General features: G+C 62.6%; 15 protein-coding genes. 6 read left to right on the top strand and 9 right to left on the bottom strand.

What is annotated here, in order from left to right; translation table 11 throughout:
* Positions 1-164 precede the first annotated feature (164 nt).
* Positions 165-473: a DUF982 domain-containing protein gene (locus tag AC1Z3V_RS08165; RefSeq protein WP_429809435.1), complete on the bottom strand. Its 309-nt coding sequence runs from the start codon at positions 471-473 to the stop codon at positions 165-167.
* Positions 474-1,350: 877 nt separating this feature from the next.
* On the opposite strand from AC1Z3V_RS08165, the gene AC1Z3V_RS08170 reads away from it, so the two are divergent.
* From AC1Z3V_RS08170 to AC1Z3V_RS08180, 3 genes are read left to right on the top strand one after another with little or no spacing between them, the layout of a single operon-like run.
* On the top strand, positions 1,351-5,628 hold the full coding sequence (locus tag AC1Z3V_RS08170; RefSeq protein ID WP_483498250.1) for a beta strand repeat-containing protein: 4,278 nt from the start codon (positions 1,351-1,353) through the stop codon (positions 5,626-5,628).
* Between the two features lie 8 nt (positions 5,629-5,636).
* The gene (locus tag AC1Z3V_RS08175; protein ID WP_483498251.1) at positions 5,637-7,370 is read left to right on the top strand and encodes a type I secretion system permease/ATPase; all 1,734 of its coding nucleotides are present in this window, start codon (positions 5,637-5,639) and stop codon (positions 7,368-7,370) included.
* Complete coding sequence (locus AC1Z3V_RS08180; RefSeq protein ID WP_483498252.1) at positions 7,367-8,719, top strand: HlyD family type I secretion periplasmic adaptor subunit; 1,353 nt, start codon at positions 7,367-7,369, stop codon at positions 8,717-8,719. The genes AC1Z3V_RS08175 and AC1Z3V_RS08180 overlap by 4 nt, the downstream gene beginning before the upstream one ends.
* 208 nt (positions 8,720-8,927) lie before the next feature.
* Here the strand turns inward: AC1Z3V_RS08180 and AC1Z3V_RS08185 are convergent, their stop codons facing one another.
* The gene (locus AC1Z3V_RS08185) at positions 8,928-9,821 is read right to left on the bottom strand and encodes a LysR family transcriptional regulator (protein ID WP_483498253.1); all 894 of its coding nucleotides are present in this window, start codon (positions 9,819-9,821) and stop codon (positions 8,928-8,930) included.
* A gap of 99 nt (positions 9,822-9,920) precedes the next feature.
* On the opposite strand from AC1Z3V_RS08185, the gene AC1Z3V_RS08190 reads away from it, so the two are divergent.
* Positions 9,921-10,382, top strand: a complete 462-nt coding sequence (locus AC1Z3V_RS08190; RefSeq protein WP_483498254.1) for a cupin domain-containing protein — start codon at positions 9,921-9,923, stop codon at positions 10,380-10,382.
* A 71-nt stretch (positions 10,383-10,453) separates the two neighbouring features.
* Positions 10,454-11,302: an arylamine N-acetyltransferase family protein gene (locus AC1Z3V_RS08195; protein ID WP_483498255.1), complete on the top strand. Its 849-nt coding sequence runs from the start codon at positions 10,454-10,456 to the stop codon at positions 11,300-11,302.
* Between the two features lie 232 nt (positions 11,303-11,534).
* On the opposite strand, the gene AC1Z3V_RS08200 is transcribed toward AC1Z3V_RS08195, so the two are convergent.
* From AC1Z3V_RS08200 to AC1Z3V_RS08220, 5 genes are all read right to left on the bottom strand, one after another.
* Complete coding sequence (locus AC1Z3V_RS08200; protein ID WP_483498256.1) at positions 11,535-11,918, bottom strand: type II toxin-antitoxin system VapC family toxin; 384 nt, start codon at positions 11,916-11,918, stop codon at positions 11,535-11,537.
* Entirely contained in the window at positions 11,915-12,115 is a 201-nt protein-coding gene (locus AC1Z3V_RS08205) for a type II toxin-antitoxin system VapB family antitoxin (RefSeq protein WP_483498257.1), read from the bottom strand. Before AC1Z3V_RS08205 ends, AC1Z3V_RS08200 begins: the two co-directional genes overlap by 4 nt.
* 290 nt (positions 12,116-12,405) lie before the next feature.
* Entirely contained in the window at positions 12,406-13,191 is a 786-nt protein-coding gene (locus tag AC1Z3V_RS08210) for a pseudouridine synthase (RefSeq protein WP_483498258.1), read from the bottom strand.
* 81 nt (positions 13,192-13,272) lie between these two features.
* On the bottom strand, positions 13,273-14,835 hold the full coding sequence (locus AC1Z3V_RS08215; protein WP_483499599.1) for a D-aminopeptidase: 1,563 nt from the start codon (positions 14,833-14,835) through the stop codon (positions 13,273-13,275).
* Between the two features lie 98 nt (positions 14,836-14,933).
* Positions 14,934-16,652: an ABC transporter ATP-binding protein gene (locus tag AC1Z3V_RS08220; RefSeq protein ID WP_483498259.1), complete on the bottom strand. Its 1,719-nt coding sequence runs from the start codon at positions 16,650-16,652 to the stop codon at positions 14,934-14,936.
* Positions 16,653-17,004: 352 nt separating this feature from the next.
* Between AC1Z3V_RS08220 and AC1Z3V_RS08225 the strand changes: the two genes are divergently transcribed.
* A complete protein-coding gene (locus AC1Z3V_RS08225; protein WP_334197669.1) occupies positions 17,005-17,286 on the top strand; it encodes a DUF6074 family protein in 282 nt (93 codons plus the stop codon).
* A 12-nt stretch (positions 17,287-17,298) separates the two neighbouring features.
* Here the strand turns inward: AC1Z3V_RS08225 and AC1Z3V_RS08230 are convergent, their stop codons facing one another.
* Both AC1Z3V_RS08230 and AC1Z3V_RS08235 read right to left on the bottom strand, forming a co-directional pair.
* Positions 17,299-18,519 (bottom strand): adenylate/guanylate cyclase domain-containing protein, encoded by a 1,221-nt coding sequence (locus AC1Z3V_RS08230; RefSeq protein WP_483498260.1) that lies wholly within the window; start codon positions 18,517-18,519, stop codon positions 17,299-17,301.
* 51 nt (positions 18,520-18,570) lie between these two features.
* Positions 18,571-20,637, bottom strand: a complete 2,067-nt coding sequence (locus AC1Z3V_RS08235; RefSeq protein WP_483498261.1) for a 2Fe-2S iron-sulfur cluster-binding protein — start codon at positions 20,635-20,637, stop codon at positions 18,571-18,573.
* Positions 20,638-20,687: the final 50 nt, after the last annotated feature.

Below are 20,687 nucleotides of genomic sequence, written 5' to 3' on the forward strand. Positions count from 1 at the left end.
GGCCCGAACGCTGTCGAAGCTTAGGCGGCGCCGTCGGGTGTCGTCACATATTCGGTACGCAGTCGTTCGTCTCATCTTGGCTGGATCGGTCGGATCCCATCACCACATTTTGGAAGAGCCGATCAGCGAAGATCGGAGTTCGATAAGCACGGGAGGGGCAGGGTTCAGCTCAATGGCTTGTTGCCATGAGATCCCGGGCCGCCATGATGATAGTGGTTGGCAACCGCTGACGTCGCCATACCAGCCTCCAAGCACGCACCGATGAAGGCATCACGGGCGACCGTTGCTGGAACAGAGCGGTTCAGCGCACAGCGGCACGTTATGACGGCTCGTTCATAGCCTTGTCCGTGCCGTATCGGCCATTCATGTTCTAGAAAGTCCAGCGCGTCGTAGACCGATGCAAAAATGCGGTTCGATCCTGACTGCAAACGAACAGATAGCGGGACCGCCCAAGGTATCTCAGGAAGGCGCATTTTGTCCTCCTTCCGCAGGCTAACAGGATGAAAAAGAACACCAAAATGATACAGCGACGGAGCCCGCGGTTCAACGTCAACACGGCGGGTACCAAGGGGGCGGGGCTCGTCTGTTCGTCGTACGGATTTATGCGAATGACGTAGAAGTTGGCATCGAGGGCGCTTCGGTTTCGTCGATTGTTGCCGCTAGCGTTCTTGGATCTCAAAGCCTTTTCGGCCTTCTTCCGGGGGCGGAAAGTCCATCGCGTCGCGGCTGAGCCCGCCAGCATCACCTCTTCCCCGCGAGTATTCGTGGTCGCAGGATTAGGTGTGCCATTTTCGCTCATTCTTTCGGGCGCGAAGGATTTTAACTATGTTTACACTCTTTAAATTAGCAAATTGAAATATCTTGCTTGCTAATCCGCCGAATGTGTTATTAATTCATTAAGGATATAGGTTGCCGAAGCCCGGTGGGACAAAGAGCGGCTGAGGAAACCAACATAAATTTCAGGAAGTTAGTTTGGGAGCGGCTGTTTTTCTGGCTGCCCCGATAGGAGTAGTCGTGCGCGAATTTTTCTCGCCCCGAGAGGGCGTGCCGACGGCAAGGACACCGGCTAAGACTGGCCAGTATTCTTGCCTCTGCTTGGCCGAGAATTGCAGTGTTGCTTCTTCTTCCAATGCTCGACCAACCGGGCGATCGCGAGCAGGTCGTCGCGGGCTCACACTCGGTCGCTCCACACAGGACATCGATGCTTTGGCGCTCTCTGCGCCCTGCATGAAGGATTTCAATCAACGGTGGGATGAGATCGCCGATGGCGCAAAGGCACGCCATCGGACGGGCATCGCATAAAACCACAGTGCCTCGATAAGGGGTACGCATGGCGGGAGGGGTAATGTCATGGCTACGCAGACCACGGGTGGTGGAAGCACTACATCTTTCAGCAACGCACCGCAGGCGCAGGGCGACGCCTATGCGTGGACCGAGGATCAGCTGAAGGCATCTAGCCTCTACAATTCCAGTACCAACACCATCACCCTGGACGTGATGGCCAACGATCTTGGCGGTAAAGCGAAGACTCTCTGGTCGATCGACGACGGCGGCTCGAATTTCATGACGGAGCTGTTGCAGAGCAATATCACAACCAGTTGGGAGAGGACCGCAGAAGGAAACTGGATGCGAATCTCCAACGGAAAGATCGAATATAGAATTGCTGACGGCTCCAACTCGCCCGACAATGCCCGGAGCGTCGACTCCTTGGCTGGCGGCGAACACATACAGGACTCGTTCTACTATTCGATCCGGCTCGGCAACGGCACGCTGAGCTACGCCAAGGTGACGCTGGACATAACGGGCCAGAACGACGGGCCGACGTTCGGCGGCAGTTACGAAGGGACCGTCGTCGAAGCGGGAGGCACGAACAACAGCGATCCCGGTTCGCCGACAGCGACCGGTACGCTGCACGTTTATGATGCCGATTCCAACCAGAACCATTTCCAGGCACCGCTGGAGGCCGCGCTCGCGGGTACATACGGCAAGTTCAGCTTCGACGCGTCCACAGGGGCTTGGACCTACGCACTCGACAATGCTCGCTTGGCGACCCAGGCGCTTCCCGCCGGACAGCATGTCACGGACAAGCTGACCGTGTGGTCCGCGGACGGGACCGCCAGCCAAGACATCGTAGTGACCGTTACCGGCACCAATGATGCGCCTGCCGTGTCGGGGGCGGTCAGCGGCGGGGCCACCGAGGGCGGAGCGACCGTGACGCTCGACGCGCTCACCAATGCCACCGACGTCGATGACGGCACGACGCTGCAGGTCGTCAATGTGCCGGCCCAGTTGCCGGCCGGCGTCAGCTATGATGCCGCTGCCCATTCCTTTACGCTCGACCCGAAGGATGCCGCCTACGACCACCTGGCGGCCGGCCAGCCGACGACCGTGACGGTGAACTATGCGGTGTCGGACGGCGTCGCCTCGACGGCAGCCTCGGTCACCTGGACCGTTACCGGCACCAATGATGCGCCTGCCGTGTCGGGGGCGGTCAGCGGCGGAGCCACCGAGGGCGGAGCGACCGTGACGCTCGACGCGCTCACCAACGCCACCGACGTCGATGACGGCACGACGCTGCAGGTCGTCAATGTGCCGGCCCAGCTGCCGGCCGGCGTCAGCTATGATGCCGCCACCCATTCCTTTACGCTCGATCCGAAGCATGCCGCCTACGACCATCTGGCGGCCGGCCAGCCGACGACCGTGACGGTGAACTATGCGGTGTCGGACGGCGTCGCCTCGACGGCAGCCTCGGTCACCTGGACCGTTACCGGCACCAATGATGCGCCTGCCGTGTCGGGGGCGGTCAGCGGCGGGGCCACCGAGGGCGGAGCGGCCGTGACGCTCAACGCGCTCGCCAACGCTACCGACGTCGACGACGGCACGACGCTGCAGGTCGTCGATGTGCCGGCCCAGTTGCCGGCCGGCGTCAGCTATGATGCCGCTGCCCATTCCTTTACGCTCGACCCGAAGGATGCCGCCTACGACCACCTGGCGGCCGGCCAGCCGACGACCGTGACGGTGAACTATGCGGTGTCGGACGGCGTCGCCTCGACGGCGGCCTCGGTCACCTGGACCGTTACCGGCACCAATGATGCGCCTGCCGTGTCGGGGGCGGTCAGCGGCGGGGCCACCGAGGGCGGAGCGGCCGTGACGCTCAACGCGCTCACCAACGCCTCGGACGTCGACGACGGCACAACGCTGCAGGTCGTCGATGTGCCGGCCCAGCTGCCGGCCGGCGTCAGCTATGATGCCGCTGCCCATTCCTTTACGCTCGACCCGAAGGATGCCGCCTACGACCACCTGGCGGCCGGCCAGCCGACGACCGTGACGGTGAACTATGCGGTGTCGGACGGCGTCGCCTCGACGGCGGCCTCGGCCACCTGGACCGTTACCGGCACCAATGATGCGCCTGCCGTGTCGGGGGCGGTCAGCGGCGGGGCCACCGAGGGCGGAGCGGCCGTGACGCTCAACGCGCTCGCCAACGCCTCGGACGTCGACGACGGCACAACGCTGCAGGTCGTCGATGTGCCGACCCAGCTGCCGGCCGGCGTCAGCTATGATGCCGCCACCCATTCCTTTACGCTCGACCCGAAGGATGCCGGCTACGACCACCTGGCGGCCGGCCAGCCGACGACCGTGACGGTGAACTATGCGGTGTCGGACGGCGTCGCCTCGACGGCAGCCTCGGTCACCTGGACCGTTACCGGCACCAATGATGCGCCTGCCGTGTCGGGGGCGGTCAGCGGCGGGGCCACCGAGGGCGGAGCGGCCGTGACGCTCAACGCGCTCGCCAACGCCTCGGACGTCGACGACGGCACAACGCTGCAGGTCGTCGATGTGCCGACCCAGCTGCCGGCCGGCGTCAGCTATGATGCCGCCACCCATTCCTTTACGCTCGACCCGAAGGATGCCGCCTACGATCACCTGGCGGCCGGCCAGCCGACGACCGTGACGGTGAACTATGCGGTGTCGGACGGCGTCGCCTCGACGGCGGCCTCGGCCACCTGGACCGTTACCGGCACCAATGATGCGCCGACGACCTCTGCGGTGACGCTAACACCAATTGCCGAGGACAGCGCCAGCCGCATCATCACCCAGGCGGAGCTGCGAGCCAATGCGTCCGACATTGACGGCGACAGTCTGACGGCCACGAATCTGGAAATTGCGATCGGCAATGGTTCGCTGGTTGCCAACGCCAATGGCACCTGGACCTATACGCCTGCCGCCAACGACGACACCGGGGTCTCGTTCAGCTATACGATCACCGACGGGCACGGCGGCAGCGTGGCGGGCACGGCAAGCCTCGACATCACCCCGGTCAACGACGCGCCTACCAATACCGTGCCAGGCGCGCAGACCGTCAACTCGAACATGGCGAGCGCGATCAACGGCGTCGCCGTGGCGGATGTCGACAGCCCCAACGTGTCGACGACTGTATCGGTCGGCCATGGCAAGCTGACGGTTGGAACCGGTGGTGGTGCGACGGTTAGCAACAACGACACCAATGCGGTGACGATCAGCGGCACGCTCGTGCAGGTCAATGCGGCGCTGGCCGCGCTGAGCTATCTCGGCAATATCAATTACAGCGGCACCGATACGCTGACAGTGGCGACGTCGGACGGATTCCTGAGCGATACCGATACTGTGGCGATCATAGTCAGTCCGCCTGCCAATGCGGCGCCGGTGGCAAGCAATGATGTTATCGTCATATCTACCGGAACGTCCATATTCCTCTCGGCGGCATGGCTGCTCAACAATGACACGGATGCTGACGGAGACGCCCTTTCGATTTCTGGGGCGGGCATCGGCTCGCTGCCGAGCGGTTGGACGATCACGTCGGTGACTGCGGGCGGGGTGGTCACCGGGTTCAACGTGAGCACGGGCAATGTCAACCAAGCGGCCACCCTGGCGTACACGGTCAGCGATGGACAGGGGCACACGTCGACCGCCCAGTTCACCATTCAAACGCCCTCCGTGGCGTCGACCGGCAATGATAATGATATCAACCTGGGCTCCTTGAGCTACAACTATTCGTACATTGATGGAAAGAACCACGAGGATACCCTCACCGCCAATCTGACGCTTAGCGGAACCCAAGGAAACGACGTATTCGTCGGTGGTAACGGGGATGACACCCTTGAAGCCGGGGCCGGCAACAACATTCTCACCGGCGGGATCGGCAACGACACATTTGTCTTCGGCAAATTCGCAAGCACGACCAATCATGTCACCGACTTCGACGCGGGCAGCAATTCGACGACTGTCGATACCTTGCGCTTCGACGTGGGGACCGGGGCAAGCGAGTTCTCGCTCGGCAACAACAATGCGACCGTGGAGAACTTCAAGTCGGGCAACAACGCAGCGATCAATTTCGCCGGCACGGAGGTTGCCGTCAAAACGGATGCCAGCGTCACCAATGCTTCCGTCCAGGGAACGATCAACGGCTACGGCAATATCACCACGGGTGCGTTCTTCGTCTTCCACAATACGGATCTAGGTCATGCCGCGGTCTACTACGACCCCAATCCGGCGGTGGCGGGTGGCGCCGTACTTGTCGCGGAACTCGACAATGTCACGCTCCTTGGCAATCTCGGCACCTTGAATGCCGGTGATTTCCAGTTCTCTTAGGAGCGACGATGAGCCGGGCACCCAACCAGTCCTCCCTCCAGGCGGTGATGGCCGAACTTCGGCGTGCCGCCTGGCCACTCGTAGCCTTCAGCGCGGCGATCAACATCCTAATGCTGACGGCGGCGCTCTACATGCTGCAGGTCTATAATCGGGTGCTATCGAGCCACAGCCTCGAAACGCTGACGGCGCTCACTATCATGGCCGTCGTGGCGCTCCTGGCCCTGGCAATATTGGAAACCGTTCGATCGCAGCTGCTAATCGCAACCGGGATCTGGCTGAACGGTCGCCTGTCGCCGGTTCTTCTTGCCGCGTCGATCGAACAGGCGGCCGGAAAGAAGGGTAATGGCGGCGCTCGCACGCTGCGCGACCTCGAGCAATTCGGGAACTTCGTCACCGGCTCGGCAATTTTTCCGATCCTCGACGCGCCCTGGGCGCCGATCTTCTTCGCGGCGATTTTCCTCCTGCACCCGTGGCTCGGCTGGCTGGCATTGGGAGGCGGTATTGCGCTTTTCCTTCTGGCGGTGCTCACGGAGCTTGTCACGCGACAGCCGGTTGCCCAGGCGAGCGGCGCTCAAAGCAAAGCCTATGCGCAAGCGGAGGCAGCGATCCGAAACGCCGAGGCCATACAGGCCATGGGGATGCTGCAGGCGATGATGTCCGGCTGGAAGGCGGTGCAGAAGGCTGCGGCGGAGGGGCAGGCGACCGCAAGCCTTCGTTCGGCGGCCCTTGCCGCGGCGGCGCGCTTTCTCCGGCTCGGCCTGCAGATCGGCGTTCTCGGGCTCGGAGCCTATCTCGTCGTGCACGCTGAAGCGTCTCCCGGCGCAATGGTGGCTGCCTCCATCCTGATGGGGCGGGCGCTTGCACCCGTCGAGCAGGCGATCGGTACGTGGAAGTCGATCTTGAGCGCGCGATCTGCCTATCACCGGCTATCCGTCGTGGCCGGCGCCCGGGGCGACGAGGTTCCCATTCTGCCATTGCCGCGTCCTGAGGGGCGGCTTGTCGTCGAGAATGTCATCGTTGCACGCGAAGGCGGCGGCGAGCCGATCCTGAAGGGCGTGAGCTTCCAGCTCGAACCCGGCGAAGTGCTCGCCGTCATTGGTCCGTCCGCTGCGGGCAAGACGAGTCTGGCAAGGCTCATCGTGGGCGCTTCCACGGCCGGCCATGGCCGGGTGCTCCTTGGGGGCATGGATGTCGCGCAGTGGGCAGCGGCCGATCGCGGCCAGCATGTCGGCTACCTGCCACAGGACATAGAGCTCTTCTCCGGGACCGTCGCCGAGAACATCGCTCGATTTCAGGAACTCAACGAGCAGTCCTTCAGCGATGTCGTACGCGCTGCGTGCGAGGCCGGGGTACACGAACTCATCAAAGGGCTTCCGAAAGGCTACCACACTGAGATTGGCGAGGCGGGCGCGGTGCTCTCGGGCGGCCAGCGTCAGCGGATCGCGCTTGCCCGCGCGCTCTACCGGGATCCTGCGTTCTTGCTCCTGGACGAGCCCAACTCAAACCTTGACGGAGACGGTGAGCAGGCGCTGAGCAATGCGCTTCAAAGGCTCAAGGCCGCCGGAAGAACGATAGTTCTGATCACCCATCGCTCAAACATGATGGACAGCGTCGACAAGGTTCTTGTGCTTCAGCGCGGTCAGATCGATCTCTTCGGCCCACGTAACGATGTGTTCCGTGCGATGGAAGAGCGAGCGCGAGCCGCAGCCACTGCCCCTCGATTGGGAGTCGTGAGCGCATGATTGCCAAGCTGCTAACCCCTCTTGGTGGCGATCCCACTGCATACATAGCCACCGACGACGCCCGGCTTCTGCCGCGACTAAGACCTGCTGTGGCAACCGGGCTTGTGGTGATCCTCGCTTTTTTTGGCATCTTCGGTGGCTGGGCCGCTCTGGCGCCGCTCGACAGCGCGGCAGTCGCCCAGGGCGTCGTCAAGGTCGAGGGCGAGCGCAAGGTGATCCAGCATCTCGAAGGCGGCATCGTTTCGCAGCTCAAGGTTGCCGATGGTGAACACGTCAAAAGCGGCCAGGTTCTGATCAAGCTGGATGACACGCAGGCAGCCGCGCATCTGGAGCTCCTCAGGAACCGTGTCATATCTCGCAAGGCGTCGGCCGCCCGCCTACGGGCCGAGCGGGACGGAAAAGACGAGATTGCCTTCGAACAAGAGCTTCTGACGTCGTCGTCGTCCTCGGCCGCCGAAGCGGTCGCCGTACAGAACGAAGTTTTCCGGGCGCGGCGCCTGGCGCTCAGCAACGAAACCGGCATTCTGCATCAGCGCATCCTGCAAAGCGAAAATGAGATCAAAGGGCTCGAAGACATGGTCGCTGCCCAGGATCAAGTGATGGTGTCCATCGAAGCAGAAGCGGCTGATCTGGAAAAACTGTCAAAGAAGGGCCTCGCCACGCGCGAGCGGCACCTTCAGCTGCGCCGGCGCCAGGGGGAACTCAAAGGGGAGCGCGCGACGAACATCGCCGCAATCGCCCGCATTCGGGAATCGATGGCGGAGATCGAGCAGCAGATCATGAACCTGTCCACGACCCGCCTGAACGAGGCGGTGGCCGAGCTTAGCAAGGTCGAAGCCGAACTTTTCGATCTCCAGCAGCAGTTGCGCGCGGCCGAGGACGTGCTTGCGCGCGCCGACATCAGAGCGCCCGTCGACGGGGTTGTCATGGGATTGCAGGTCCACACAGCCGGTGGTGTCGTGCGCCCCGGCGAGCCGCTGATGTCGATCGTGCCCGTCGGCCAGAAGCTGGTGGTAGAGGCGATGGTCCGTCCGGAAGACGTTGACACCATCGCCGTCGGGCAGACCGCACATGTCCGGATATCGGCCTTTGCACGTTATGATATGCCGCCGCTCGATGGTCGCGTTGAGCTCGTATCGGCCGATCGCCTGACCGATGACAGAACCGGCGCCGGCTATTTCACGGCTATCATCGTGGTCGATGAGCAAGAGCTCGGCAAACTTGCCGGCCGCAAGCTGCTCCCCGGGATGACCAGCGAAGTGATGATCCGCACCGGCAGTCGAACGATGCTCGCCTATATCGGCGAGCCGCTGGCACGAACGTTTCGCAGGGCCATGCGGGAGAATTGAGGTCGCGATCGGCTGTCCGCCAATCACGCGCTTGGCGCGTGCCTGTTCCGGCGGAGTGAGGTCGTCGTTTCGGACGTCGCATTAGTTGTGAGGAGCGGGTCGATCCGCGCCAGCATCCGCCTGGTGCAAGCGGCCAGCAGACGTTCCGGAGCTTCCTGGCGCTGCCTGCTCATTCTCACCTTCATCCGGAGTGCGGGTTTCGCCTCGTCTACGGTCGCAGTTTGCCTGCGAGGAACGAGACGAAGCGTCGGACCTTTACCGCGATATGGCGATTGGCCGGATAGACCGCTTGCAGCTGTATCGTGCTGACGTGCCAATCGGAGAGAAGACGAACCAACCGACCCTGCCTGAGATCTTCGCCAACGATAAAGTCGGGCAGGAGGACGATACCGACCCCCAGCAAGGCGGCGTCACGCAGGCCAAGGCTGTGATTGAGTTCCAGCCGGGGCACGATTGGAATCCGGAACTCCTCATTGTTCTTTCTGAACGGCCAGACCCGCCCCCATCTTAATTCGGCGAAGTGGAGGCACGAGTGGTGCGCGAGGTCGTGTGGCGTTTCCGGCGCACCGTATTCGGCTATGTAGGCGGGTGACGCGGAAATCACGAGTGACGATGTCGCCAGTTGCCGGGTGATGAGATTGATGTCGACTTCGAGGCGACCCCGAATGGCCAGGTCGAAGCCATCCTCGACCAGGTTTACCGCCCGATGCGACAGGTCCAGTTCGAGAGACATAGCCGGGTTGAGCTTGAGGAACTCCGAAACGGCTGGCACGATCACCAGATGCCCGAGATCGGGCGGAGCGGACACCCGCAAGCGCCCGACGGCTTCCTTCTGGAACGAGGTGGCCGCCCGTTCCGCCTCCTTTATCTGCGGCAGGATACCCGAAAGAGCTTCCCGATACGCCGCGCCCGCTTCGGTAAGGGCGATCTTGCGCGTCGACCTCTGAAAGAGGCGGATGCCGAGGCGATCCTCGAGCTGCCTGACCTGGGTTCCCACCGTCGCACGCGACATGCCCAGTTCGTCCGCCGCCTTGGTGAAGCTGAGATGCGCGGAAACCGTTAGAAATGCGGCAATCCCGTCAAGCGGATCCAGTGTTTTCATGAGGGCGATTATCCGTTCAATGATGTTAATTTATCGCTCTTATCATGAGGCGGAGCACAAAGTAATCAATGGGTGTCCTCAAGCAGAAGGAGACCCGAGATGAAGACATTCACCTATGCGGTGGTATCACCGCCAGGCCATGGAACGCTCGCAGCGGCGTTCGGAAAACACGTCATACGCATGATGGCCGCCAACACGGGCGGCGCGCTGGGCATGCTCGAGGCCATCGTGCCACCCGGAGAAGGTCCGCCGCTTCATGTGCATGAGCGCGAGGACGAGTTCTTTCGCGTCCTGTCCGGTTGCTTCGGCTTCTGGTGTGCCGGCGACTATGTCGAATTGTCAGCAGGGGGCTGCATCGCGCTGCCGCGTGGCGTGCCGCATCGCTTCCGCAACATCGGAGATACGGAAGGCCATCTGATGGTCGTCGTGACGCCGGGCGGGTTCGAGAACTTCTTTCCGATCATCGAGCTCTGCAAGCCCGAAACGCCCGAGCAGATCGCCTCCGTCGCAAAGGATTTCGGCCTGACTTTCCTGCCCGACGACGAACGCAAGATCGCCTGACCCGGCGACGAACTGCCCTCAACTCCGGCACCGAGAACCTCAGCAACGGTCCATCGAAAGGAGACCGAAGGATGACACTCACGCCTTCAAACGAAAACGGAATGACCCTGACAGCTGGCCAGCTGGACGCCTATCTCGCAAAGACCGGTGTCGACCGGCCAGCTTCTCTCGATCTTCCCAGCTTGTCGAGGCTTCACCGTGCGCACCTCATGACCTTCACGTGGGAGGCGCTGGATGCCTTCATGGGATGGCCGTCCTCAATTACCCCGGCTTCCGCCTTCGCCAAGATGGTGGGGGGCAGGCGCGGCGGCTGGTGCTACGAGATGAATGGTCTCTTCGGCGCAGCTCTCGATGCGCTCGGTTTCCGGGTAACCCGTCTTTGCGGCGGCGTCGATCGCGAAAAACTGGGCGACGTTGCCATTGGCAATCACCTGACCCTGCGTGTCGATCTCGGCGACCGCTCCTATCTCGCCGAGGTCGGCGTGGCCGATGCCATTATCGAACCCGTGCCGCTTGCCGTCGGACCGATCAGCCAGCGTGGTTTCGATTTTTCGATCGTACCGACGCAGGACGACTGGCTGCGCTTCAACAATCATGCGCATGGCATTGCGCGTAGCTTCGATTTCCGGGCCGACCACAGCGATGAGGCTGCCATGGCTGACACGCATGGCTGGCTGATGCGGGATCCCGGATCGCCATTCACAAACGCGCTGGCGGTCCTGCGTCATACCGCGAACGGCTATGTCGCCCTACAGAACGACCGCTTGCGCACGGTCACGCCCGTCAGCGTTAGCGAACACCGCATTACAAGCGCGGACCATCTCGCGGACACGTTTGAGACCGTCTTCGACCTCGAGATTCCTCGGCCCGAACGCGTCTGGGACAAGATCCAGGCGATTGGCCGCGACGAGGCGGCCTGAAAGGCGACACCCTTCAACAACGTGGAACTCGAGGAAACACCGATGCTTCACATAGCCGCATGGCTATATCGGGTTCGCACTGAGCAGGGCTCTCACGGTTGCCCTAGGTTGGATGAGCAGGCTCCCGCCGGGGCTTCCGTCGAAGAATGCCCGCATTAAAGCTTCATAGCAGTCAATGAAGTCGCGTCTGCCACTCAGGCCAGCACGAGTAACGGTCGTCTGGATTCAGCATTTAGTTTCGCTGATTGGCAGGGGGGTGCAGTGAAGCCCCCGCCTTTTCGGCGGCTGCCCGCAAACGCTTGTCTCTGGTCCACAAGGCCGTCCGCTGATCGAGGAGTACCGAGGCCACCAAGTGGGCATCTGTGTAGCCAATGCCCATGCTAAAAATGGCGTGGCGATCAATCATCGTCATGACTTCGTCATGCGTTGCGACGAACGCTTCCCGTTGAGCCGCCAGGAAGGCTATCACGCTACTACGATCCCGAAGGCTGCCCAGCGAGAGTTCTCCAATCACGGCCGGATGGCAGAGAAGACGATCGTCCTCAATAATCCTACGCAGCTCTGCATCGGCATGTCGGAAATGATCAATCCAGATGGAAGTGTCAGCAAGTATCACTTGGCAGCTGCGCTCCGGCGGCGTGGGGCTGCCTCCGCATCCGGCATAGTTCCCCCGAGCGCGATGAGGCGTTTTCCCGATTCCACACGAACAAGCGTCTCCAACGCTTGGCGAACCAGAGCGGAAGTTTCTTTCTTTCCGGTTAGGGACCTGGCCCTTTCCATGAGGGTGTCGTCAAGATTGATAGTCGAGCGCATCGTTTGGTTCCTGATTCCGGTGTTGAAAATAGCACCATTTGGTGACGAAATCTACGCCTGGCCCTGCTCTCTTCGGGAAGCTGGCACCGCGTGAGCACTCGTCTTTGTCCGCGCATTGACGGTTGGTTCGATGCTTCGATCACGCCTACAGCATCCTTGCACAATCACACCTGGTCACGCGCCGCGGACGACTTAGTCGCCCCCTTCCCCCGAAGTCCGCTGGCAAGTTTAAGGCCAGCTTGTGTCGCGAAGCACTTTAATGTTCCGATTGGGGATGTCCGGATGTCCCTTCAAAGACCCGTGCGTTGTCTCAGATAGGTGATTTCTTCCGTCGTGAGGGCACGGGTGGCGCCCTTGGGTAAGTCGCCAAGCGCGACCGTACCGATCGAAACCCGCAACAGACGCAACACCTCGAAGCCGAGCTTATCGAGCATGCGGCGGATCTGGCGGTTGCGTCCCTCTTCGAGCTCCACTTCGATCCATGTGTTCTTGTCGCCGCCTCTGAGATGGACGGCACGTGCGGCGCGCAGCACCTCGCCGCCTTCCTCGATGCCGGCAACCATCTGCCTGAGATGCCCGTCACCGATCTGCCCGGCGATCTGCACGTGGTAGACCTTGCCGAGATGGGTTTCAGGGTCGAGCAGGCGTTGGGCAAGCACCGTGTCGTTGGTGAAGAGCAGAAGGCCCTCGCTCGCCTTGTCGAGGCGGCCGACCGGAGACAGGAAAGACGAGTCGGTTTCTGTCAGGCAATCGAACACCGTCGGCCGGCCCTCGGGGTCGTGCCGAGTGGTGACCAGTCCGCGCGGCTTGTTCAGCATCAGATAGATCTTTTCTTCGGCAAGCACCGGCCTGCCATCGACCGTGATGTGATCCTTGTCGATGTCGACCCAGTGTGAAAGGTCCGTGATCTTGCGCCCGCCGATGCTCAGGCGTCCTTCCAGCACGAGCTTTTCGGCCTGCGTGCGCGAACAGTAGCCGAGCTTGGAAAGTGCGCGGGCAACGGTCACGCGCTTGCCGGCATCGGCTGCGGGGCGGCGGCCGTTGTCTCGCGCAGCTGTTGGTCGCTTCTGTTTCACACCGCGGTCTTCCGGTTCCTGGTCCTGTCGCGGCCCGTTGCCGCGCCTCTGCTTAACATATCCGGTGCCTCGATCACGGCCTCAGCCGATCTTCGTGTAATCGATCCGCCGGGCGAGCCAGCAGCCGATGGTGAGGCCAGCCACCTTGCCTTGCGCGTCGCGTCGGACAAGCACGGTCCAGTCTCCCGGTGCCGGTGCATCCATCGAGCGCTTGCAGCGAAGGAGCCAGACGTCTTCGGCCAGCGGTCGCATGGCATCCATTGCTCCGGTGCCGAGCGCACCGTCGAAGCCGCCGTAGAAGACACCATTGGTGGAGACGATGTCGAGATGGGCGTCGAGTTCAGCCGAATGGTAGCGGCCGGCGATATCGGTGATCGCCGTGCCGGAAATGCGTTCGGCATTCACCGTCAAATTTTCGCGGGGCCGTTCCATGCGAAGCGCGGCGCCTTGCGCGATCAGGGTCACCGCCGCCGAGCGGGCGCTGCCGTCGGCACTGACGGAAAGCGTTTCGGGCGAGGTCGCGAACCGCAGTTCGATGCGGGACGATGCCGTCGGCCTGGCGACAAGGGCGAGGCCCGTTTCCGGATCCAAGTAGCTTCCGGTGCTCCGCGCGTCCCAGCTTCCGGACGCGGTCTCGGTATCCTCGTGGCCGAGAGCGATCTTCATCAGCGTCGTTGCAGCCGCATGGGCATCGCCTTCGTGATTGAACATCACCACGACGGAGAGACGCTCGGCCGGCGCGTAGAGCCTGCGGCAGCGGAAACCGCGGAGCGCGCCGCCGTGGCCGCTGATCGCGACATCGCCGATCATTTCCTGTGCGAGGCCGAAGCCGTATGGTGCCGGGCGGCCATCCGCATAGGTCTGCGGCGCAGAAAGGCGGCGATAGAGCCCGTCCTCATCGTCACGCGTCCTGTCGATGAAGCACTCCCAGGCGAGCATGTCGTCGAGCGAGGCGGAAACACCGGCGTCGCCCGCCCAGTAGATGCGATTGAGCGCCTCGAAATAGCCGATCGCCTCGTTGCCCTCGTAGCCGACGATACCGTCCGGCGGCAGGCTGGTATCCGGGGTCAAGGCGGCGGTCTGCATGGCCGCGGGACCAAACACGGAGCGCTGATAGAGTTCCGCCATCGAGCGGCCGGTGTGCTCTTCGATCAGGTCGGCGAGAATGCGGAAATTGCCATTGGAGTAGGAATAGCGGGTGCCGGGCTCGAAGTGCGTCGAGCGTGCCTTGGACAGCAGCGGGCGTGCATCCTCACGGCGGAAGACACCATCGTGGCTGGCGCCCTCAAGCACCGTCAATGCCCAGTAGTCGCGAAGTCCGGACTGGTTGTGGCAGAGATGGGCAGCGGTCGGGCGCTTGCCTTCGAGCAAGGGGAGGTAGGCGTCGAGCGCAGGGTCGAGCTTCTCCGGACGACCAACCGCATCGAGCAGCACCGCGCAGGTCAGCTGCTTGGTGATCGAGCAGATCGGAATCCGCGTCGCCATCGTCATCGGTTTGCGGGCGGTCAGGTCGGCATAGCCCCAGGTGTGGCGAAAGAGGACCTCGCCATCTCTCACCACACCGGCAACGCCGCCCGGTCCGGGATAGTGCTGCGGCAAGGCTGCTATGGCGCGTTCAAGGACGGAAAGATCGGGAGTGTTCATGGCGCTTAGGATCTGGCGGACGGAGGGGAGGGACATTTATGTTCCGTTCGTATCGCCCCCTCCATCCGCATGCAATGCCTACGCTGCCGCGGCCATCGTCAGACGGCAGCTGCCTGGGCGTGATAGAGGCGGCTATAGGCGCCTTTGGCAGCGAGCAGTGTCTCGTGGGGGCCCTGTTCGCGAATGCCGCTGCCGTCGACCACAACGATACGATCGGCATCGCGGATCGTTGCCAGCCGGTGCGCGATGATCAGTGTCGTCCTGCCCTTGGAAAGCTCGGCCAGCGACTGCTGGATCGCCCTTTCCGTTTCGGTGTCGAGCGCCGAGGTCGCCTCGTCGAGGATGAGGATTGCCGGGTTCTTCAGAAACATGCGGGCGATCGCCAGCCTCTGCTTCTGCCCGCCGGAAAGCTTGACGCCACGCTCGCCGATCACCGTGTCCATGCCGTCCGGCAAAGCCTGGATCGTGCCGTCGAGCTTGGCCCGCCGAGCGGCATCCAGGATATCGGCTTCACTGGCGCCGAGCCGGCCATAGGCGATGTTGTCGCGAATGGTGCCGGCGAAGAGGAAGACGTCCTGCTGGACGATACCGATCTGGCCGCGCAGCGAGGAAAGCGTGATGTCGCGGATATCCGTGCCGTCGATGGTGATCGAGCCTTCGCTGACCTCGTAGAAGCGTGGTAGCAGCGAGCAGATCGTCGTCTTGCCGGCGCCCGAGGGACCGACGAACGCGATCGTCTCGCCGGCATGGATCATCAGGTCGATGTTCTGGATGATCGGCTTCTCGGCGCTGTAGCCGAACGAGACGCCGCTATAGGTGATGTCACCCTTGAGGCCGGCGACGTCGGCAGCACCCGGCCGGTCCTCGATATCCGGTTCGGTCTCCATGAGTTCGAGGAAGCGTTTGAAGCCGGCAATACCCTTCGGATAGGTTTCGATGACTGAGTTGATCTTCTCGACGGGGCGGAAGAACACGCCGACCAGAAGCAGGAAGCTGACGAAGCCGCCATTCGTCAGCTCGCCGATCAGCACGAAGTAGCAGCCGGTGATCATGACGATCAGCTGCGTCAGCCGCATGCTCATGTAGCTGAGCGACGTGCTGGCGGCCATGATGCGATAGGCTTCGAGCTTGGTGCGGCGATAGTTCTGGTTGTCGGTCTCGAAGAGGCTGCGCTCATGCGCTTCGTTGGCGAAGGCCTGCACCACCCGTATTCCCCCGACATTCTCCTCGATGCGGGCGTTGAAATCGCCCACCCGGCCGTAAAGGCTGCGGAAGTTCCGGGTCATCCGCCCGCCGTAGCGGCCGGTAACCCAGGCCGTCATCGGCACGACGGCAGCCGTGATCAGTGCGAGCTGCCAATGCACCATCAGCATCAGCAAGAGTGCGCCGATGAAGGTCATGATCGCAATGAACAGGTCTTCAGGCCCGTGGTGGGCGACTTCGCCGATCTCCTCGAGGTCCTTCGTCAGGCGCCCGACCAGATGTCCGGTCTTCTGGTTGTCAAAGAACGAGAAGGAGAGCTTCTGCAAATGGTCGAAGGCCATCCGTCGCATGTCCGTCTCGATGTTGATGCCAAGCATGTGGCCCCAATAGGTGACCGTCGCCATCAGGCCGGTGTTGAGCAGATAGACGAGCAGCAGTCCGGCCGAGGACAACAGGATCAGGGTCCATTCCTGACTCGGCAAAAGCTGGTCGACGAACAGCTTCACTGCGATCGGGAAGCCGAGCTCGAGCAGGCCGGAAAGCACGGCACAGGAAAAGTCGAGCATGAACAAGCCGCGATAGGGGCGGTAAAACGCGAAGAAACGCTTCAACATGCAGGTGCACTCACTGGGGGCAGCGACCGAGGGTGGTCGACAGAAATATGAATTCCAATGTCATGTTTTATGTCGGAAACCAACCCAGAAAAGCGGAAGACCGTGTCGCGGGTTTGACGAGGCCGCATCTTCGGTCCCGCAAACGGTCAATCCGCATCTGGCGGCGGCGGCGGGAAGGAAACGTTAACCATAAGCTTCGTAGAACAGGAATCACCAGAGTGCTTCGCCTGCGGTTGGGGACACCGCCGGCGCGTGAGGTGCTCGATATCGACAAGCGTAGGGCGTCTTCATGCGTTCGCGTTAACGCAGGAAGCTCCAGGGGGCAAATGAGAAGATGGCAGGCAAGCAATCAGTGAAAGCCACGGAATCCGATGCGAGCACGATCGTTCCGTTTCCGGTGGCAAGGAGATTGACCGCCATCCGCACCGCTGCCGTCGAACTTGAAGATCTGCATGGCGCCGAAGCTTTGCAATTCTGGCGCCGCCGGTGCCGCGCCCTTGCCGACGAACTTCTTGCCTGCGGCTGCTCGGAAGACGAAGCGCGCCGGCAGGTGATGGACTTCCAGGGTGAGGTTCAAGCCGAGCTGCAGTTTCGCCACCTCTCGCGCGTCTCTCAGGGCGTGATGAGCCAGTAACGGCGCGCTTTTTCAGTTCGCCGGCAGTTCCGGATCCCAGGTGAACAGCTCCTTTGCCCGGGCGATGCCGCGCAGCGCGAAACGCCCCAGCGACACCGCATGGACTTGATGTTCCGGCGGGCAGGCCTCGACGAAATCAGAAGACATGATCATGTGCCGCTCGACTGAACGGCACATGGATGAAATGCGGCTGACTTCGTTGACGGCCGGACCGACGACGGTGAAATCGAGCCGGGTCTGGCTGCCGATATTGCCGTAGAATACCTCGCCGATATGGAGGCCGAGATAGACGTCGGTCGTCGGCTTGCCCTCCGCTTGCCGGCTCGTGTTGAGCTCGGCGAGCATGCGGCGGAGCTGCCGCTCGGCGGCGATAGCGTTGGCGCAGGCGGTTGCCGGATCGTCGGCATTGAAGATCGCAAGCACACCATCACCGATGAGCTTCAGCACGCAGCCGCCATGGTCGTGAATGGCAGTGATCACCGTCCCCGAATAATCGTTGAGCAGTGGGATGATCTGGTCGGGCGAAGAGGTGTCCGAGATGCGGGTGTAGCTCCTGAGGTCCGAAAACCACATGACCGTTTCGATGCGCACGGCCGAGCCGCGGGCGATGCTTCCCTCGACCACGCGTTTGCCGGCGTCGGCACCGAGATAGACGTCGGCAAGCGTGCTGATGATGCGCATGCAGGAGCCGGCCTTTACCGCGAGCGCCAGGGTCGGCAGCAGCACCCGGAGCGCGGCGAGCTCTTCCTCTTTGAAACCGGATGGCTTGCGGGTCGTCCAATAGGAATAGAAGCAGTCCATTCCGCCGACACGGCCCTGGTCGGTGAAATGGTGGATCATGCTGACGCAGTCGGTATGCCCCTGCTCCTTGAGGTCTCTCAGCATCGTGAAGCTGACGGTTTTTTCGGCCGCTAGGCGGATACGCCGTTCGAACTCATGATCGTTGAGCATGTGGTAGAAGATGGAATTCTGCCAGTTCGTGAGAGCGTCGCCGCTGCTGGTCGAGCCGTACTGGATGACCTCCGGCGTCACGTCGCTTTCATCGTTCCATTGGAAGGCGCGGCCCTCGAACTCCGGATGTAGCGTGTCGATCAGCCCGAGCGCGCGGGAAAGATCGACGCCGGCTGCGCGGCACTGTTCGCAGAAGCCGGCGAACAGCTCCGACTCATCCAGCCCTTTGAGGCCCTGCTCGGAAAGCCAGAGGACGATATCGCGGATCTGTTGATCGTTCATGCTGCATCCCGCTTGGCTGCTGATGAGACTCATCAATAGCCGATGCATGGCTTAGAGCGAAAGATGCAGCTTGCGTTCCTCGTCTTCCGCCGGAACGGCGCAGCAGATCAGCGCTTCGTCCTCTGCCACCGGGAAGGAGGGCTCGGACGGATATGTCACTTTCCCTTCAAGCACCGGCGTCCTGCAGGATCCGCAACTGCCGTTGCGGCAGCCGAATTCGGGCGTCAGCCCGCGGGCTTCGGCGAGATCGAGCAGGTTGCCGTCGCCCGGTTGCCAGCGGGCCTCCTTGGCGGATTTCGCAAAGACGACGTGGACGGGAACGCTTGCCGGCGGTGCGATGGTCGGCGCAGCACCGCCATCCGGCCGCCGTGTCAGCGACGACAGCCCAAAGGCTTCCGCATGGATGCGGGCGTCGGCCACATTGAGCGCGCGCAGACCATCATAGAGGGACTGCGTGAAGGCCGCCGGGCCGCAAAGATAGAAGTCGTAGTCGTCGAAGGGCAGGGTGGCTTTCAAATGAGTGAGATCGATCCGGCCACTAACGTCATAGTCCTGGCCTTCAGTCGCACCCGCCGGTTGGCTGAGGGCGCGCACGAGGCGAATGTTGCCTTGGCCTTCCTCGACGAGAGCGGCGATTTCCCGGTCGAAGGCACGTTCCTCCAAGGAGCGGGCGGCCTGGAAAAGCCAGGTCGGACGTGTGCGGCGCTTGCGGCGACCCTCGTGGACGATGTGCTGGAGCATAGCCACCATCGGCGTGATGCCGACGCCGGCGCCGATCAGCACCGCCGGCCGCCGCTCGGTGCCATCGATCGTGAAGCTGCCGGCTGGCGCACGCGCTTCGATCCGGTCGCCGGGTTTCAGCCCATGCAGTTGCCGTGAAACGGTGCCGTCCCTCTTGACGCTGATGCGATAGAGCGCATCGGTCGGGGCGGAGGAGAGCGTGTAGCTTCGCACAAGTGGCTTGCCGTTCGCGTCCGTCCGCACCCGGATCGGCAGGTGCTGGCCAGCCCGGTGGGCCATGAGGCCGACGCCATCGTCCGGTGCGAGGTAGAGCGAGCGGATCGTCGCGCTTTCCTCTTCAACGCGTGCCACCCGGAACGGCCGCCACTTTTCGGCCAGGGTTGCGGCCTGCAGGCGTGCCTTCGCTTGCTCCCAGTTGCCTGTCGTCTGCAGACTAGGGGACCATCCACCATCCTCGAAAGCCCAGCGAAGCGGCAGGCCATCCTGGCGATAGACCACGTGTTCGGGCCGGAAGCGCCACAGGCGTTCGGCACCCTGGAAGGCGGCGACCTCGGGCGAAGACAGGATGACCTCGGCGCTGCCGGTCAGCTGCAGCATGTCGCCGGTCGCAAAGTCGACGAACAGCAGACCGGCGCGCGGATTGACCATAAAGTTGCCGAGCGTGTTGAAGAACAGGTTGCCCGAGAAGTCGGGGATCGTGAGAACGTCATCGTCGCCGATCTCAACGAAACCGGCCCTTCCGCCGCGATGGGAGACATCGACCTGCCGCTCGCCGGTATCGCGGTCGACATAGGAGGCGACGAAAAAGGTATCAGCATTGGCGATGATCGCCCGGGCGCGCTCGTCGAGAGCCGTGTAGCTGACCGGCCGCTTCGATGCCGGTTCGTGCGGGGCACGGGAAAAGGAGAACTGCCGGAGCTGGATATATTGCGGGCAGTTGCCGAAACTCTGGCGCACACGAATGGTGAACCCGTCGTCGCCCTCACGCAGGATCGCGCCGTTCAGCCGGTTGCGGCGCCGGGTTTCGAGCTGGATGCCGAGCATGCCGATCGAATGGGCGTCATCCATGCCGGCGTCGGCAGGATCATCGGGTTCGCGCGGCAGCCGCACGTCGAGGTTCAAGGCATCGGGGGCCTGCATGAAGCCGGGGGCTGCGGCGCGCATCGTCGCCCAGACGTCACCTTTTGCGTCGACCGCGCCGAAGACGGCGAATGGCAACATGCGGAAGAACTGCTGGTGCTGCTCGGGCATGAAGCTGCGCACGAAGTTCCGCCCCGTTGCGTCCATGCGCTCGACGACGCCGAGGCTGCGCTGGATGGCAAGTTCGCCTTCGTGCCAGGGAGAGTCCGGCCGCTTCTGTTGTGCATTGTCCGGCATGATCTGAAACCTCGTTGGGGGGGAGGCCCGGGGCAAGGTGGCTGCCCCGG

This window comes from Ensifer sp. 38_S197, from assembly GCF_056924495.1.